This is a genomic window from bacterium (assembly GCA_012517375.1).
GTDB lineage: Bacteria > Hydrothermota > Tepidihabitantia > B3-TA06 > B3-TA06 > JAAYVC01.
The window spans coordinates 1-18,200 of record JAAYVC010000037.1; the positions used below are offsets into that span (position 1 = coordinate 1).

12 protein-coding genes and 1 tRNA gene are annotated in these 18,200 nt (G+C 53.4%); 11 read left to right on the forward strand and 2 right to left on the reverse strand.

All coding sequences use genetic code 11. The features are described 5' to 3' along the window. Nucleotides 1-235: 235 nt before the first annotated feature. Nucleotides 236-1,771, reverse strand: a complete 1,536-nt coding sequence (locus GX441_04470; GenBank protein NLI97897.1) for a T9SS type A sorting domain-containing protein — start codon at nt 1,769-1,771, stop codon at nt 236-238. An 80-nt stretch (nt 1,772-1,851) separates the two neighbouring features. Next, a complete protein-coding gene (locus GX441_04475; GenBank protein NLI97898.1) occupies nt 1,852-2,400 on the reverse strand; it encodes a hypothetical protein in 549 nt (182 codons plus the stop codon). Between the two features lie 490 nt (nt 2,401-2,890). Here GX441_04475 and GX441_04480 point away from each other — a divergent pair, with 490 nt between their 5' ends. The 11 genes from GX441_04480 (at nt 2,891) to GX441_04530 (ending at nt 18,190) form a co-directional block, all read left to right on the forward strand. Then, complete coding sequence (locus GX441_04480) at nt 2,891-4,189, forward strand: hypothetical protein (protein ID NLI97899.1); 1,299 nt, start codon at nt 2,891-2,893, stop codon at nt 4,187-4,189. 60 nt (nt 4,190-4,249) lie between these two features. After that, nucleotides 4,250-6,793 carry a carbamoyltransferase HypF gene (locus GX441_04485; GenBank protein ID NLI97900.1) on the forward strand — a complete coding sequence of 848 codons (2,544 nt, stop codon included), beginning with the start codon at nt 4,250-4,252 and terminating at the stop codon, nt 6,791-6,793. A gap of 166 nt (nt 6,794-6,959) precedes the next feature. Further along, nucleotides 6,960-8,282 (forward strand): chromosomal replication initiator protein DnaA, encoded by a 1,323-nt coding sequence (gene dnaA, locus GX441_04490; protein ID NLI97901.1) that lies wholly within the window; start codon nt 6,960-6,962, stop codon nt 8,280-8,282. A gap of 231 nt (nt 8,283-8,513) precedes the next feature. Beyond that, nucleotides 8,514-9,617 (forward strand): DNA polymerase III subunit beta, encoded by a 1,104-nt coding sequence (gene dnaN, locus GX441_04495; protein ID NLI97902.1) that lies wholly within the window; start codon nt 8,514-8,516, stop codon nt 9,615-9,617. A 112-nt stretch (nt 9,618-9,729) separates the two neighbouring features. Then, nucleotides 9,730-9,813: transfer RNA gene (locus GX441_04500), tRNA-Leu, on the forward strand. Between the two features lie 75 nt (nt 9,814-9,888). Beyond that, on the forward strand, nt 9,889-10,554 hold the full coding sequence (locus GX441_04505; GenBank protein ID NLI97903.1) for a glutaredoxin: 666 nt from the start codon (nt 9,889-9,891) through the stop codon (nt 10,552-10,554). Between the two features lie 833 nt (nt 10,555-11,387). After that, entirely contained in the window at nt 11,388-12,122 is a 735-nt protein-coding gene (locus tag GX441_04510) for a TlpA family protein disulfide reductase (GenBank protein ID NLI97904.1), read from the forward strand. A 295-nt stretch (nt 12,123-12,417) separates the two neighbouring features. Beyond that, nucleotides 12,418-13,902, forward strand: a complete 1,485-nt coding sequence (locus GX441_04515) for a DegQ family serine endoprotease (protein NLI97905.1) — start codon at nt 12,418-12,420, stop codon at nt 13,900-13,902. Between the two features lie 37 nt (nt 13,903-13,939). Continuing rightward, nucleotides 13,940-15,454 (forward strand): sigma-70 family RNA polymerase sigma factor, encoded by a 1,515-nt coding sequence (locus GX441_04520; GenBank protein NLI97906.1) that lies wholly within the window; start codon nt 13,940-13,942, stop codon nt 15,452-15,454. A 175-nt stretch (nt 15,455-15,629) separates the two neighbouring features. After that, nucleotides 15,630-17,012, forward strand: a complete 1,383-nt coding sequence (locus tag GX441_04525; protein ID NLI97907.1) for a hypothetical protein — start codon at nt 15,630-15,632, stop codon at nt 17,010-17,012. After that, nucleotides 17,009-18,190, forward strand: coding sequence for a tetratricopeptide repeat protein (locus tag GX441_04530; GenBank protein NLI97908.1), 1,182 nt, complete (start codon nt 17,009-17,011; stop codon nt 18,188-18,190). The genes GX441_04525 and GX441_04530 overlap by 4 nt, the downstream gene beginning before the upstream one ends. The last annotated feature ends 10 nt before the right edge of the window (nt 18,191-18,200 follow it).

Below are 18,200 nucleotides of genomic sequence, written 5' to 3' on the forward strand. Positions count from 1 at the left end.
TATCCTTCTCCCTTCGGGAGAGGGATTTGGCCCGATGAGGCCTCTCCATCCCCCTCCCTTCAATTCCCTCCCACCAGGGGAGGGAGAAACCGTTTCCTCCCCCTCGATGGGGGAGGGTAGGGTGGGGGTGTCTGTACCCCAGGAAGCCGCTTCGCGCCTTCTTGGGGACCCCGACGACTTTCTCGCAAAGTCGTTCAGAAGTTTGCCTTCAATTCAAAAATGATAAGGGCAAACTTCACTTTACCAGCACGACTTTTGAAGGACTAGCCTTCTCTACCTGCGGCACGATAAAATAAACTCCTGGCCTCTGGCTTGATCCCCAAACCAGGACCCCGGATTGGTTCGGGGTTGAAAGCTCATCGATTTTCCTGCCCGAAGCGTCGTAGACGGATGCGGAGAAACCGTTCGGGCAGTTGGAGTAGCGCAGGGTGATCGAACTTCCTATCGGGTTGGCTATCTCGAGGTGCGTTACGTGGGGAGGGGGTGTTGCGGGTGTTACGGGTTCGGAGATGCCGACCATGTTCCAGTCCGTGACGACTGCGTAGACCTTGAATAGGCCGTCCGGTTCCATCCGAGGGTAGACCCATACGATGCGGTCATCATTGCACGCCACAGCCGGGGTCTGCGGGTTCGCATCCAGCAACGTGTCAGGGCCGAATGGCGGCGAGATCTCGAATACGCCGGTACTAGGTAAAGGCTCGTCGCCAACTATCTCGCCGCGCGAACCTGCCGCGTGAACCCACATGACATTGTCCGACTTTCTTACGTGTATGCGAGGGTATGCTGCAACGTACCGCTCACTATTGACCGCGGTCATGTAGTTGCCTGCGGGATTCGCCCATGCCGCAAAGATGGAGTCTCCTGTATTGTCTTCAACAAGGTTCTGTATTGAGTGTGGTTCTGCGCCTTTTTTTGAAAATATCCTGCCCTTAAGGGTCCAAGTATGAAAATGGTCTATCCAGAACGCCACGAAGCGGTCGTTGTCCAACCAGCGAACCTCAGGCCGAGTGGTATACTCGGTATCGGCCTCGAAGAAGAGATGGCCGCCTGGTTCCCATGGTATAGCCGATGAATCCTTTGAGTCGAATACCTGAAAGTACGGCCATGCGTTATCAGTATGTAAATATTTCAGCCAGCTGACAACGATGTCGCCGGTGTCGTTCATTGCGATGCTCGGATATCTAAAATGGGTAATCGAGTCTCCAAAGTCCGCATGAGCCAAAAAGGTTTCGCCTGAAGGCGTACCGTCTGCAAGAAATCTCCTTACCCAGATATTGCCTCCTCCATAGGTTAATGCAAAGTTCCCTTGAGTGTTACAAGATATATCCAGACATCTAGTTAAATAAGTCAGTGGAGCAAGAAAAGCCGTTTGAATGGTTAACATACTGCCGTCCTTGTCGAAAAACCCAATCCGCACGAAATCGCTGTCGGAATACTGGACAGGGGATTCCTGCAAAGCAAGTACATAGTTCCCTGAGGAGTCTACACAAAGCGATACATAGGGCATTCTGGTTGTATCTGCCAGCTTAATTATCTTTTGAGCCGGTGTTAAAGGTGAACCTTCCTTTCCAAAGAAACGGACAAAAACATCTTGTTTGGACCAATACTTATCCGCTCCTATTGTTGTACTGTCAATCCACGCCACTGCAAATCGCCCATCAGGAGCCATTGCAGCGCTTACCTTCCTCTGGTGATGTTCCGACTCAGGTTCGGCTATCTTGAACGGCTCTACAAGAATACCTGTGAAAAGAAACAAACCCAAAACAAACATACAGCCTCCTACATTGTTTTATATTAGTTCAATCAAGTTAAGTGTCAAGAGAGGAGGAAGCCTCCTCTCTTGAATAGTCCTTACCAGGTCGACCTGCTGGTGCCTGCAAACGTGCCGCCGCCGGAAACGGAAACAGTTCCGTTAACTACTGCCCAGTCTCCAGTCACAATGGGAGGCGTATAACCGTAGTCGAATTTATTGTTGTTGGGATCATCATATGTATTCCAGGTTCCCCAGACGTAAAAATCCTTATTTGTGCAGTAAGTGCACCAGGTTCCTGAACCTTCTTTTGTGCCAGACTGACCTGTCTGCTTTGTTCCGTCAAAATTGTTGTGCGTGCTGTACGTCGAATCGTCGAGAAAGAGGGTGTCTCCAGGCCTGCCGTCGTTGGTCGCAAAACAAATCGTGAACCATGTAGAGTCGCTTATGAAAGCGTCTGTTGACATGCCTGAGACGCAGACGGTATATCCTGCTGTCTGATGGGTGATGTAATAGTAATACCTGCTGTTGTAATAGATGTAACCGTTGTTCCATGGCATTGACCACTTCTCGTAGTAGGCCTGCGCCGTTGTTGCCGTTGCAAGCACTGCTACCACGGCGGCAAGGATTAGGGCTTTATTCCTGCCCATTGTTTCTCCTAAACTTTCGATTGTTTGTTAATAATCTCAGGAATCCTGTGTTCCTGTCTTGCCCTCGGCAGCATAATTATAGAAAAAAAACGCATGTCAAATCTTTTTACGCCAAAAAACATTTACTATCTTGGGTGAAGGCGTGAAGGGTCTTATATCCGTAACATCGATTTTTATGCCCGCTTAGACTCTTGACAACTCCCCTAAAAGGAGTAAGATATAATCATGGAAGCCCCTGCACAGGGTCGCATATCGACGGGCGCTTCAATAGGAGATGCTTGAGTGAGGCGCACACTCTTTCCGCGCCGCCAGCACCGCATCCCTTATCGTTTGATTATGATTGCGGCGCTCGTCACTATGGCTATTGTTATTGTTCTTGTGTTAGCGTACATAATGCCCGTGTGCAAGGGTTAGGTAAACCGAAATGTTAATTTTCATCCGAGGAGAGATCCTCCCTCAAGGATGGATTGAACCGATGGAGGCTTGAGAGATGACAAAACTTCATTTCAACTATAAAGACCTGTTCCGCGCCTTCAGGCTAGGCTTTTCAGCCAAGAAGATCTGGGTCGGATTCGTAGGTCTTCTGTTCGGCTGGCTGGGCTACTCGCTGATGGGCTACGTTGCCTACTTTGCCACAGGAACCAAGCTTGCCGCCATCTGGGAGACCTTCAGGCTCTTCCCGATGCCTAATGCGGTCGCAGGAATAGGTCCTGCGGCAGGACTCGCCTGGCTCTTCTGGCTCTTGTGGGCTGTAGGCGTTGCGTGGCTCGTGCTCGTTGCGATGATCTCGGGGATAGTCATATCGAAGCTCACGTACGAGCAGCTTCGCGGCGACGAGTTCTACGAGGTCAAGGAGGCCTGGAAGCAGGGAATCAAGAGCGCGGGCGCCCTTATCGCCACGCCCATCCTGCTCGGTCTTTTCATTGTCCTGCTTTTGTGCGCAGGTCTTCTTCTTGGACTCATAGGCCGCATTCCCTATGCGGGCGAGATAATAGTAGGCGTGCTTGCGATACCGGCATTCGCCGTATCGCTCTTCATCGTCTACCTCGCGGTCGTTTTCGTATTCACATTCTCAATAGGTCCGGCCGTAATAGGCACCACCAAGTCCGACGCGTTCGATAACCTGTTCGAGGTATTCTCGTGCGTGAACGACCAGCCGTGGCGTCTCATCTGGTATCAGCTGCTTCTGGGGATATTCGCCGTAGTCGGAATGGCGTTCCTCGCGTTCGCGAGCGTGAAGGCTCTGCAGCTGGGCCGCTGGATAGTCGGCATACTCATGAACGTCTCGGCGGCGAAGAGCTCGGCGCAGGTGCTCTTCAAGCTCGACCTCATGATAAACGGCGCAGCGGACTACGTAAGACTCGTTCTGCCCGCCTGGCTCCAGAACGTCTTGTTCTGGCTGCCGGTGCAGGTTCAGAACGCCTTCGGCTGGATAAAGGAAACGGTCAATCTGCCAAGCCTCATCCACACCGAGAACGTTGTAGGTGCAGTCGGCAACTGGTCGGTTACCGTAGGCACCATTCTTTTGGCCATAACCTACCACTGCCTGATTCTCTTCGTGCTCGGTTTCGGGTCCGCCATATGGTATTCGGGAAACACCCTCGTCTACCTCATCCTCGTGCGCAAAAAGGACGACCGCAACCTTCTTGAGATAAAGGACGAAGAGGTCGAGATACCCGAAAAGCTTGAGGCCGAGACGCCCGCTCCGGAAGCCAAGCCCAAACGCACGGCAAAAGCCAAGAAGGCTCCGGCAAAGAAACCGGCTGCAAAAAAGCCTAAAAGGGGTTAGGCTAAGCCCGGCCCCTGAACGCCCGAGCGCGCCGTAACACCCGCACTCGATATGTACTGCGTGCGCATACGGGTAACCGGGGCGGTTCAAGGGGTAGGCTTCAGACCATTCTGTTACAGCCAGGCCGTAAAACACGGTCTGGCTGGTTTCGTTAAGAACGACCTTTCGGGCGTCGAGATAGCGCTCGAGGGTGATAGATCGGGGATTGAGGGGTTCATAGAAGCGTTGAGGAGCAAGCCGCCTCCTGCATCAAGGATATCGGGGATAGTGGTCGAGGAGGCACGCGCACAGGGATTCGCGGGTTTCAAGATTATCGCAAGCGAGCGGGGCAACGCTTCGCAGGGGCTAGAGGTATCGGCAGACCTTGCAACATGCGAGGAGTGCAGGCGCGAGATTTTTGACCCGGGCGACCGCAGATACGGGTACGCCTTCACCAACTGCACGGACTGCGGTCCACGATACACGATAATCAAGGACCTTCCCTACGACAGACCCATGACTACGATGGAGGAGTTCAGGATGTGTTCGGACTGCCGCAGCGAGTACGAAAATCCTCTGGACAGGCGCTTTCATGCGCAGCCCAACGCCTGTAGCGTATGCGGTCCTGATGTGGCGCTGCTCGATTCCTCAGGCAGAGCGGTTGCATGCAGGAACCCTATTGAGGAGACCGCAGCCCTCATCGCCCGGGGTAGAATCGTCGCGGTAAAAGGGCTTGGAGGCTACCACCTGGTCTGCGACGCATCAAGCGTCGGGGCGATACGCGAGCTGCGGCTGCGCAAAAAGAGACCGCACAAGGCGCTCGCACTCATGGCAAGGGATGTGGATGCGGCGAGAACGTACGCCCGCATAAGCTGGGAGGAGGAGAGGGTCTTGAAATCATCGTCCGCGCCGATACTGCTCCTTGAGTGGAACGAACAGATGCCGCAGGAGCTCAAGGACGCCATAGCGCCCATGAGTCCGGGCGTCGGAATAATGCTCGCCTACACGCCCCTGCATCACCTCTTGTTCACGCAGACCTTGGTCGACCCGTTGAGTACGGCTAAAGGTGTAGTCGTCGCGACGAGCGCCAACCGCGGGGACGAGCCCCTGATAGCGGATGAACGCGAGCTCTTCGAACGTCTCACAGGCGTCTTCGACGCGGCACTCGTGCACAACAGAAGGATAAAGAACCGCATAGACGATTCCGTCGGTTTCTTTCTGCCTCTCAACCGGGGCTTGAAGGCAGAGAGCCAGGCTGAGTCAGGAATAGTGTCCCCAAGTGAATCTCTAGGATTCGCTTGGGGTGATGGTTTCTATCTCGTGCGCAGGGCGCGAGGGTTTGCTCCGCAACCGTTCCGGACCCCGTTCGAGTTTCCCCCGATGCTCTCCGTGGGCGCCGAGATGAAGGGGTCTTTCGCACTGTCTGAGGGTTCAAGGCTCTGGCTCTCTCCCCATGTAGGCGAGCTGACGAACCGCAGAACGATAGAGTTTTTCGAGGAGACGCTCGAGACCTACATGAGATGGTTCAGGGTTAAGCCCGGCGTCGTCGTGGCCGACATGCACCCCGACTACCTCTCCACGCGCTGGGCCGAGCGCTTCTCGCAGGAGAAGGGGATCCCCCTTGTGGGAGTCCAGCACCACCACGCGCACATAGCGTCCGTTATCTTCGAGCACACGCTCACAGAGCCCGTCATCGGTCTCGCGCTCGACGGAACCGGGTACGGAGCGCAACCCACAGAAAAGCAAGGCTTTTCTATGGGAACCCAAGCTAAAGAGATTGACCGCGGAGCAGATGCTGACAATCAAAGAAACGCCGTGATTTCGTCTGAAGAACCGAGTGGGGTAGGCAGTATTTGGGGCTGCGAGCTCCTCTACGTCCCAGACGAAGGCGCACGATATGAGAGGCTCGGTCATCTTTTGCCCCTGGCGCTCGCGGGCGGAGAGCTTGCCATCAGGAGACCGCGAAGGATGGCCGCAGGCGTGGTGGCAGACCTGTTCGGCTCCGACAAGGCAGTCGAACTCTTCGGCAGGGAGGCCGAGATAGTGTCCGCTCAGCTCGCAGGCGGGCGGACGGCGCGGGTAGCGCGGGTAGCGCGAGGAGGGCGAGGAGGGCTGGAAGTAGTGAGGGCATCGAGCGCTGGCAGGCTCTTCGATACGGTTGCCGGCATCCTCGGCCTGGTGGATGAGATAACGTACGAGGCACAGGCGGCCGTTGCGCTCGAATGGCTGGCGGTTTCCGCATTCGAGGATGGCCTGGGGGGCTATCCATTCGATATAACCCCGGAGCGGTTGATTGACCCGAAGCCGTGCCTTTCCGAGATACTCGCGGATTTAGAGAAGGGAAGGGACAAGAGCGTGATTGCGGCCCGGTTCCACAAGGGTTTTGCCGACGCGCTCGTCTTGTGGGCGCTTAAGGCCGCAGAGGAGAAGGGCGCAAGCACCATCGCGGCATCAGGCGGCGTGCTGGCGAACCGCTTGCTGCAGCGGTTTCTGGGCGCAGGCGCACAGGAGCGCGGACTGCGTTTCTACACCACTAAGCTGGTGCCGTCTACGGACGGAGGAATCGCTGTCGGACAACTTCAAGTAGCAGCGAAACTTGCCCAACTGGGACTGATTAAGAAATAATATACTTGACAACGCTCCGAGAAAGAGTATATTTCATCTATCCCCAATCGTCCCGTTCATCGGGAGTGCCAGGGTCAAGCTTTTAAAAATGGTGATTTATGACTGATATGCGTGTGGATAACTTTGTGGATAAGTTTTTTATTTCGATGTCCGTGGAGGAGAACAAGTGACTGAAGCGACGCTTTGGAACAACGTACTGGAAAGGCTCAGGGCGCGAATACCCGAAGAGGGGTTCAACACCTGGTTCAAACCGACGCGCTTCGTCGAGAAGCGTGAGAACACGATACTTGTCGAGGTGCCGAATCCGTTCTTCGTGGAGTGGATTGAAGAGTACTACGGCAAAGCGCTGGCAGAGGCCCTGGCTGATCTCGACTCGGGCGGCTTAAGGGTCGCTTTTCAGGCGCGCAAGGTAGACCCAGGTGCGGCAAGGCCGAAGTTCGTTCGCAGACGCATCGTTTACGCCCAGGACGGTTCAAGGCTGCAGGAGCGCTACACGTTCACGAACTTCGTGGTCGGCGAACACAACCGTTTTGCCCACGCCGCTGCCCTGGCAGTTGCCGAGGCGCCATCCGATGTCTACAATCCTTTGTTCATCTACGGGGGGGTCGGGCTTGGCAAGACCCACCTGGTGCAGGCGATAGGCAATTATCTCGTCAGGACAAGGCCGAAGCTGTCAGTGGCCTACATACCTGCCGAAACGCTGTTCATAGAACTCATTGACGCCGTTGAGAAGAACACCAGGATGGAGTTCAAGAACCGCTACCGCTCGAAGGACATACTTCTCATAGACGACATTCATTTCCTGAGAGGGAAGGAGTCTCTCCAGGAGGAGATTTTCCACCTGTTCAATCACCTGTACGAGGGCGGAAAGCAGGTGGTGCTGACATCGGACCGGCCGCCGCGCGAGATACCGACTCTAGAGGAACGACTCGCTTCACGCTTTGCCGGAGGTCTTGTAGTCGATATCCAGCCTCCCGACATAGAGACGAGGATAGCGATCCTTCGCTCCAAGGCTGACACCGAGGGCCAGGTTCTTCCCCAGGACGTCGCATACTTCATAGCCTCACGCGTTCGCTCCAATATCCGCGAACTCGAGGGCACGCTCATAAGGCTTCTTGCGCTCTCCTCGCTGACAGGACGTTCCCTTACGACGAATCTTGCCGAGGAGGTCCTTCACGAGCTTTTGAGGAACAGGCCTAAGACCACGCCTGCAAGAATAGCCAAGCACGTTGCAAGAACCTTTAATATCTCTACCGAAGAGATGCTCTCGCGCAGCCGCACCGCTAATCTTGCGCTTGCAAGACAGTCCGCGATGTTCCTCATGCGCAAGATACTGGGACTTCCGCTTAAGGAGATAGGCCGCTTCTTCGGCGGCAAGGATCACACCACTGTCATTCACGCCATTGAAAAGGTTCGGCGGCTTACCGAGGAGGACGCCGAGTTCAAAGACCAGCTCTTCGGAATCGAACAGAGAATAAACCGGAGCTGAACCGCGATGTGGAAATACCTGTTAAAAACATGTGTCGATTATTGTGGGCAGCCCAGGCAAGAAGGATATTTTCAACATCTATCCCCCGAATTCTACAAACTTTTCAACAATTCTCTAGGAAAGTAAGTTGCACATGAAAGTTATTTATAATAAAATCCACTATTTCAACATTGACAACAACAACAACAAGAGTAAGATTCAATTTATGAATGTTGCTGAATTAGAGGAGGAATGATGTGGTTTAAACTTGAAAGAAATCTTCTTGAAGAGTTAATCGAAAGGGTAGTACCCGTCATTCCGTCGCGTACACCCTATCCTATCATTCAAAACATCCTTTGCTCCACCGAGCACGGAAAACTCAGTTTTCTGGCGACCGATCTTGATATCTACGTCAAGACATGGACTGTTCTGAAAGCCAAAGAAGAGTCAAAGATACTTCTTCCCGGAAGAAAACTCCTGGGCATCGTCAAAGAAAGCAACGCCGACGAGATGGAGTTCACAAGGGAGGAAAACAAGATAATAGTCAAGGCCGGCAGAAGCGTATTCAAGATGCCTATCCTCGACGCCGAGGAGTTTCCAAGAATGTTTGAGCTGCCTCAGGAAACAAGATTCAGCGTTGACGGCAAGGATTTGAGGCGAATATTCGAAGCGGTCGAGTTTGCGGTCTCCAAAGGCGAGGACAGACCTGCAATGACAGGCATTTACTGGGAGCTTAAGAACGAACGAAACAGGATGGTCGCCACCGACGGCCATCGCATGGCAGTGAGCGAGGATAAGAACAGCGTACCGAAGATAGAGGAGCGCTCGCAGATTCTTCCCACTAAGATATTCAACTTCTTCCCCAAGGAGATTGACGGTCCTATAGATGTTTCAATGGACAACACGAAGATAGGTCTCTCCTTCAACTCAACAGAGGTCGTCTCAAGACTCATCGAGGGACCGTATCCGGACTATGAAAAGGTCATACCCAAGGAGATAAAAAACGTTCTCACTGTCAGCCGGGAAGAGTTTACGTCCGCTCTCCGCAGGATGATGATCTTCACTAACCAGGTTACGCGGCAGATAAAGCTCGTTTTAGGAAAGAAGACTCTTGAGATATCGTCCTTCTCTCCAGAGGGAGAGGAGGCGCACGAGGAGTTGACCGCCAGCTACAAGGGCGAAAGCTTCGAGGTCGCCTACAATGGCTCCTATCTTCTCGATATAATGCGCCATATCGAGACGGAAGACGTTGTATTCGACATAACGGGCGCGCTTTCTGCAGCGCTCATTCACGGTTCGGGCACAAAAGATGAGCAGGTCCGCTTCTATCTCTTGATGCCCATACTTCTCGATTAAAAGAAAAGCCTGAGCGGGATGCGGGCAGGGCGCAGTAAAGCATTGAGATTGTAGCACGAATAAGAAAAAACTTGACACGATACTAATTTATTCTACAATTGAGTTTTGAATAGCCGAAGTGGTGGAATTGGCATACGCGGCGGACTCAAAATCCGTTGGAGCTTGCTCCGTGAGGGTTCGACTCCCTCCTTCGGCATAAAAAAATCCCACGTAAAAACACTATGTGTTTTTACGTGGGGACCCTTGAAATAAATATTCCGGAGGATTATAAATGCCTATTCTTAGAGATGAAGACAAGAAATACATCACTGAACAATTCAACGCGAAGTTAACGAGTCAAGTAAAGATACTGCTTTTTTCACAGAATCTTGAATGCGAGTACTGCAAGCCTACGGAAGAGATAATGACCGAGCTCGCATCACTCTCGGAAAAGCTCACGCTCGATATACGCAATCTCGCAATAGAAAGCGAGGATGCGAAGAGCTACGGCGTCGACAAGGTGCCTGCCGTAATCCTTCTCGGCGAAGGCGACAAGGATTACGGTATCAGGTTTTTCGGCGTACCCTCGGGCTACGAGTTTTCCACCCTTCTCGCGGACATAATAGACGTATCGAACGGAAAATCCGATCTCGATGCCGAGAGCGTATCAAAGATACAATCGGTTGCCTCGCCTGTGGACATTAAGGTCTTCGTGACTCCGACCTGTCCCTACTGCCCTGCCGCAGTCCGCGCCGCGCACAAGATTGCAATGGCAAATCCCGGGTACGTCCGCGCGGAGATGATAGAATCCGTCGAGTTCCCTCATCTTGCAAACCGCTATGCGGTGTACGGCGTTCCGAAAACGATAATTAACGAGAAGACCCAGTTCGAGGGCGCATTGCCTGACCAGGCCGTTGTCGAGCATGTGCTGAGCGCTCTTAAAGTATCGGGCGCATAAGCGAGGCATTATGGAGTTTTCGTTCTCGGTCGAGGCACCCAAGTCAACTGACGTCAAGGATTCATACGACGTCGTCATAATAGGCGGAGGACCTACAGGACTCACGGCAGCCATCTACTCCGCTCGCGCCAGCCTCTCCACCCTCGTCGTGGAGAAGGGAGTGACAGGCGGTCTTGTAACCGCGACTGAATTGATTGAGAACTACCCCGGATTTCCTGAAGGCGTTCAAGGCTCCGAACTCGGACGCTCGATGGAAGCTCAGGCTAAACGATTCGGCGCCGAGGTCTTCCACGGAGAACCGGGGATTGTAGATCTCACCTCAAGCCCTAAACTCCTTAAAATAGGCGGAAAGGACGTCAAGGCGAGAGCGGTTATAGTCGCAACAGGCACCACCCATAAGAAGATAGGGGTCCCGGGAGAACGTGAGCTCGCAGGGCGCGGTGTTTCCTACTGCGCCACATGCGACGGACCATTCTTCAAGGATAAGGAAATAGTTGTCGTAGGCGCCGGAAACTCAGGCGTGCAGGAATCGGTCTTTCTCGCCAAGTACGCATCAAAAATCACCATAGTCGAATTCCTGCCTACAATACAGGCCGAGCGCATACTCGTAGACCGTTTTCTTGCCACAGGCATCGGCTCGTTCATCACCAATCACGAGGTCGTAGCAATAGAAGGTTCGGAAAGCGTGACGGGCGTCCGCATTCGTTCGCGGGAGTCCGGGGAGGAGGAGAAGATTCCCTGCTCGGGCGTATTCATCTGGGTAGGTCTTCTTCCAGAGACCGGATCCTTCAAAGAGACGCTCGAGCTCGATAAATTGGGCTTCATAAAGACCGATGAACATCTCAGAACGAGCATCGAAGGCGTTTGGGCCGCAGGCGACGTTGTTTCAGGAGCCACGCGCCAGATTGCCGCGGCAGTCGGTTCGGGTGCAACGGCAGCGATTGAGGTCGAACACTACCTCGCTTCGCGTTAACATCTTAATAATTGAGAGGATAAACATGAGATTTATCAACATTTTACTGGCTTCCCTTCTCGGGGCGGTCATACTCGCAGGATGCGGGGTAAACGGAAAGCCTAAGTCCGCTCAAAACACGGGCGATGTCACGGATGCCGCGTCCGGCTCGCAGTCCGGGGATGCGGAGAAGGAAAGAAAACTTGCTCCGGATTTCACGCTCGCAGATATGAACGGTAAAGCCCACACCCTGTCCAAGTACCAGGGCAAGGTCGTCCTTATCGATTTCTGGGCGTCCTGGTGCCCGCCGTGCAGGGCTGAGATTCCCCACCTCGTAAAGATTTACGAAAAGTATAAGAGCGACGGACTCGTAATCCTAGGGGTAGGGCTTGATAAAAAGGAAAATCTCGCTACAATCTCAAAGGAACTCGGAATAACCTACACCGTTCTCGTTGACGACCGGAGCGTAACGGGCAGGCTCTACGACGTAAAGGGGATTCCGAGAACGCTCATGCTCGACAGGAAGGGAAGAATAGCAGCCGACCACACCGGCTTCGCCGAAGGGATGGAATCGGAGCTGGAAGGCGAAGTCAAAAAGCTGCTTAGCGAGAAATAGGCGAACGTAAGCCGCTCCTGAATCACGCATCAGTGAGAGGATACCTGGGCAGGCGTGAAGATAATTGATTCGGGGGTAGTTCTGTAACGCCCCCGACTGGAAAACATAAAAAGGATTGCCTCACGTTATGGTTAATGGGACTCCTCATTATTATTTGAGGCAACCCGTTGAATACAGGTTGCGTCTTAATGACTTGAAACCGGAGAGACACTTACCACCGGTTATCAAGACAAGAACAAAGACTCGGAAGCAAACAACTTTCGGGAATATGTAATTTAAGGAGGTTTTTAAGAACATGAAGGAACTATCTCCAAAGTGGGTAGGAGTAATGGTCGGTTCAGCCGCTGTTGCGGCGTTCGGAATAGGACTGCTTCTTGCCGGCGTCCTGGGAATATTCCCCCGCGCCCAGGCACAGGAGCAGCCTCCCCAGAATTTATCAGGCATAGCGGCCGGCGACAGCCCGTTCGTGAAGATAGCGGACGAGGTTATCCCGGCTGTCGTCAACATTGGTACAACCCGCAAGGTCAAGGTCAGCGGCGTTTTCCCCTTCGATGATCCCATCTTTAGGCGCTTCTTCGGCGACGAGATGCCGGATGCTCCCCGCGAACAGACTCGGCAGAGTCTTGGTTCGGGCGTCATCTTCAGGCAGGACGGCTACATTATAACCAACAACCACGTTGTCGAGGGCGCGGACGATATAACGGTCACCATGCACGACGGCAGGACATTCGCGGGCAAGCAGGTCAAGCTCATAGGCCGGGACCCGCAGACCGATATAGCGGTAATAAAGATTCAGGTCTCAGAAGAGCTGCCCGTTGCAAGGCTCGGCAACTCAGACTCCATCCGCGTCGGAGACTGGGCAGTCGCTATCGGAAATCCTTACGGACTGGAGGGTACGCTCACAGTAGGAGTCATCTCCGCCAAGGGACGCACGAACCTTCCCCTGCCCTCCCAGCAGCGCTACCAGAATTTCATCCAGACCGACGCTGCAATCAATCCAGGCAACTCAGGCGGACCCTTGTGCAGCATAAAGGGCGATGTGATAGGTATAAACTCAGCAATTACGTCGCCTTACGGAGGAAACGTGGGCGTCGGCTTCGCAGTGCCCGTCAACATGGCCAAAAGCGTAGCCACCCAGCTTATAGATAAGGGAAAGGTAGAGCGCGGTTATCTCGGGATTCTTCCCCAGGAGATCACGTCCGACATGCGCAAGGGGCTCGGTCTCAAGGAAAAGGGCGGCGTGCTCGTCGGCAACGTTGTGCAAGGGACGCCTGCCGAGAAATCCGGGATACGCGACGGCGACGTGATTCTCGCCCTCAACGGAAAAGAAGTCGCAACGGTCGAGGAGTTCCGCGAGCGTGTCGCTGCGATGTCTCCAGGGACGACGGTCGATTTCAAGGTCTGGCGCAACGGTTCGACCATGAGCGTTAAAGCCAAGCTCATATCCTATCCCGAAGAGGAACTCAGCCAGAAGAGCACGCAAGACAACATCGAAGACGCTCCGTTCGGCATAATGGTGCGTTCGCTCTCCTCCTCCGATATGGAGAATCTTGAAATCTCCTCGGGCGCGCTCGTCGTTGACGTCCGAAGCGGATCGGCCGCCGAGAGAGCCGGAATAAAGCCGGGCGACGTCATTCTCAAGATAGACAACCGCCAGGTAACGGACGCCTCCTCGTTCGCCAAGGCGGCAGAAGAGTTAAAGAAATCGGGCAAGGAAGTGATGCTTGTCCAGGTATACCGCAGCGGACAGCGCTTCTTCATCACCATGCGCCAGGAGTAAGGAGTTATGTAAATGATGAAACGGAGGGGTTGAAACAATGCTCAGATGGGCGTCTGACCGCTCGTTATCAAGGTACTTCAAGCAGATAATGCGGTATCCGCTCTTAACGCGCGAGGAGGAAGAGGAATACGCGATTCGCGCGAAGCTCGGAGACCTGATAGTCGAGGTAGAAGCTAAGCCCGCAAAAACGAGAGCGGTCCTCGTGCGTGCGATAAAAAAGGCAGGCGCCGGAGGCGTTTTAAGACTCGCCGTGCAAAGAAGCGGAAAGAGGATGGAAGTAACCCTTTCTCTTCCCGCCTTGATTCCTACATATATGGCGAATACCGACAAGGCAATCCCGATTCTCGGAATGAAGCTGCTTGAACTCACAGAGCTGAACCAGGCTCAAAAAAGCTTTTTTGCAGATATCAAAGCCGGACTCGTCATAACCGAGATAGCCCCGGATTCCCCGGCGTCAAGCGCCGGTCTCATAGACTACAATATGGAGGCCCGGGATAAGCTGATAGTGCACAATCTGCGCTGGGTCGTTACAATCGCAAAGCAGTATCAAAACAGGGGCCTGGCTCTTTCGGAACTCATAAACGAAGGAAATCTCGGCCTTATACAGGCGGTCTCGAAGTTCGACGAGGCCCGCAAGACCCGTTTGACTACTTATTCAAACTGGTGGATACGCTACTACATAGTCACCGCACTCGCATCCAGGCACCTCATAAAGCTGCCCATTAAGATGCGGAATCTTGCCAAGAAGATACGCGACAGGTACGGCGTACTCGCTCAGCGGTTCGGAAGAACGCCGTCCATTGAAGAGCTCGCCCGCGAGCTCGAGGTCTCGCCCGAGGAGGTGTCATGCGCGTTCGACTGCGGTGTCGCGGAGCTATCCATTGACGCCCTGCCCTTTGACGACTCGAAGGTTACATTCGAGGAGGTTCTAAAGGATACAACATCTCCCCTGCCCACAGAGCTTTCCGGCAAGGAGCAGATAGAGCGAGACGTTCGCTCGTCGCTTTACGAATCCCTTGCGGACAGGGAGCTGTATGTCGTTACCAGGCATTTCGGAATCCCTCTGCCCCAGGGCCGCTTCAACATGAAGAGGATCTCCGAAATATTCGGCCGCCCGAAAGACCAGATTCAGCAAATACTCTGCGCTGCATCGAGAAAGCTTCTTTCAAGACTGCGCCGCAGCCTGGGCGATGAGGGACTCAGGCAGTACGCCAAGCTCTCGACAGCGCAGTCCGGGATGCTTCCGGAACTCCTGAAGAAGACGGATGATGCTTCGAGAAAAGCGGTTTTGAAGATAATGAGCAAGGTCGTGAGAAACATGCCCGCCATTCTTTCCGATCAGTTCGAGGGTTTCGAACTGATTGAGTCGGAGGTGATGGCTTTGTTCTGGAGTTTCGGACCGACGCAGCCCGAGCTGAATCTTCGTGAAATCGGCGACCTTCTGGGCATCTCCCGCGAAGCCGCACGCCAGATTAAGGAGCGTTCAATTAAAAAACTAAAGAAGTATCTTAGGCCGCAGGCGTTCGACAGTTTCTTTCGGGAGGCGATATGAGAACAGCGTTTCTTTCGGGCTGCTTATGCAAACGTCTGGGCGACCCGAGACGGGTCGCTGCCGCGATTATTGACATGGGACTCTGTAAATCTATAATCAATCCTTGAATTCTGAAGGACTCTTCGGGTCCTCGTTTGAAATTTAATTCATAAAATCGGAAGGAGTCAGACAGCATATGAAGAAGTTCTTCAATTGGTTAGATAAAACCTTCGTGAAGCCTGTCGAGGAATCAAAGATGTCCCTCGGCGCCTTCATTCTTATCGCCGCAGGCTACATACTCGCGCGCAATCTCTTTGAAGGCGCATTCGAATCCCTTCACCTCATAGGACTCTCCTCTATCACGCTCTTCGGGATCGAGGAGATGTTCCTGCATCTCATGTTCTCCTGGCTTTATTTCTTCATGATAGTAGCCATTCTCCTGAAATTTACGACCGGACACGATATGAAGAAGATAACGCGCGTACTCCTGGCCTACTCCTTCATAGTGCTTATACCGCCGTTTATCGATTTCCTCTTTATGCCCGGCGGTTTCAGGCTTGCCTACCCGACCGATATAAGCATAGTCGGAAAGGTGATATGGTCTATGTTGAGGCCCTGGATACTCTTTAACCCGCGCATGGTCTATGAATACTCGGCAAAGATCCCTTACGGAGGCTCCCCCGGTATGATAATAGAGGTCTTCGTCGCGTTGATTCTGATAATCGTTTACTCGTGGATCCGCACGCCTTCGCTGAAGCGCAGGATTATAGCCGTTCTGCTCACTCCTGCAATTCTTGCGGCGACCATAATCATAGCCGGCGGAGCGCAGGTGCTCGTATCCAATATCCCCGGAGACCCCCTTACCGGAAAATCGGTATACTTCACGGGCGGCCTCATAACATCCGCAACGCGCAAATACGCCCTCATCGTCTTAATCCCCTTCCTTATCGTTCTCTTCATCGGTCTTCTGCTCTACAACAAGCAAAAGACATTAAAGCTTGTAAAATCGATAGACCCTTTCAGCGCAATCCTTGCCGCCGTCGCCGCAGGCGCGGGCTTCCTTTTTGCATGGCTCGGTCTCAAGGACATACTTACCGGCGTTCCGAGAAGCCCTTTCGACTACGTTGCCCTTTTCGGTCTCTTAGTTATGGGCGCTGCGTCAGCCGTTACAAGGCTTTATCTTTCGCAAAGCTGGTCTGAGAAGAACTCCGAGGAGGATAAGAAAACCTTCCGGCGCGGGGCGTGGGGCATGTTCATACTCACGCTGGCGCTCGGATGGAGTCTGGGGTACGCAAACCTGTTCATACTGCTCGTCTCGCTCGTATTCGGGCTGGTGCTGGCCGTACCTCCGCTGCGTCTCGAACGCTGGAGCGTGCCGTCATCCCTTGGCAACGGACTGGCCGTTTTCATGCTGGTCTATTGCGGATACTCGCTTTTCGCGACCGAGCGAACCTTCAGTATTTTCCCATGGCAGCTCTCAATAGTCGTATTTGCTACACTGTGGCTTTCTTTCCTGGTCCGCGAACTCATAATAAGACATAAACCAAAGCGTATCCAGACGGGGGAAGCAGCCCAATGAACGAAACGAATACAAAAATCCCGCCGCTCATTCTGATAATCGGTTCAGCGGCCGCGCTTGCCATGGCGGTTCTTCCGCCGCTCGTTCTCGGGGCCGCATTCTTATGGTTTATTACGCCTTTTCTCGGTCTCCTTCTTCTTGCCGGAGTGTTCGCGCGGCGTTCATGGCTCGCTTGCATCTCGGCAACATTGGAGCTTGCCGCTCTGGTTGCCGTACTTGCCAGGTTTCCGCTTTCTTTGTCCGCGGAGCAAACAAGGAACCTTTATTCCACGGGCCAGGTAGTAAAAGCCGACGTATACTACCTCCGCGCCGACTACGTAAACGCCCTTGCCGCTTACAGGCAAAGCATTTCATCGGGGTTAGAAGACCCCTGGCTTTACTACCAGATGGGAAAGTGCTACAACTACCTTGGTCAGAGCCAGCCAGCGTTTGAGACGTTCGTCTATGTAGACAAATATCCGCAAAAGGTGCCTCAGGAGTTGCTCAGGCTGGATTTTGCCCTGGCATGCATCAAGTCGAATTTCGAGGAGGAGGGAGCCAATGCATTCAAGGATGCGATAAAGTCGAACTATAATCCAGGGTACTGCTACTATCAATTGGGCGTTTACTATACATTCAAGAGGGACCCCGATAAGGCTGAGGAGATGTTTTCAAACGCGCACTTTCTAGGCTACCAGCGCTCGGAATGCTCATCCCTTCTCGGCGGGATAGCCGAAGGCCGCAAGGACTACGCAAAAGCGGAGAAGCTCTACAGGAGAGGCTTAAGGGAAAGCTTCGAGAACCTCACGCTATACGCAAAACTCGGCAGCCTTCTTCACCGCACGGGAAGGAATGACGAAGCGGTGTCAATCCTGCTCGACGGGTTCAATCTCTCCGCTTTGGTTCGGTACAATCCGCGCGCCGCCGCGATGATACTCAACAACCTGGGATTCGTTTACGCTGACCAGCGCAAGACAGGTCAGGCTATCATGGCGTTCAAGCAGTCGATACACACGGACGCAGGCTTCATGGAGTCCTACTACAATTTAGCCTACGTCTTAATGCAGGAAAAAAGGAACACCGAGGCGCTCGAGATTCTCAGGATGGCGCTTGATAAAGACCCGAACGATGCAACCGCCAGGGAGATGATAGCGCAGATCCTCGGATCAGGTAAGCCCCAGGATCAAGGAACAAGATAAAAGCCGAACT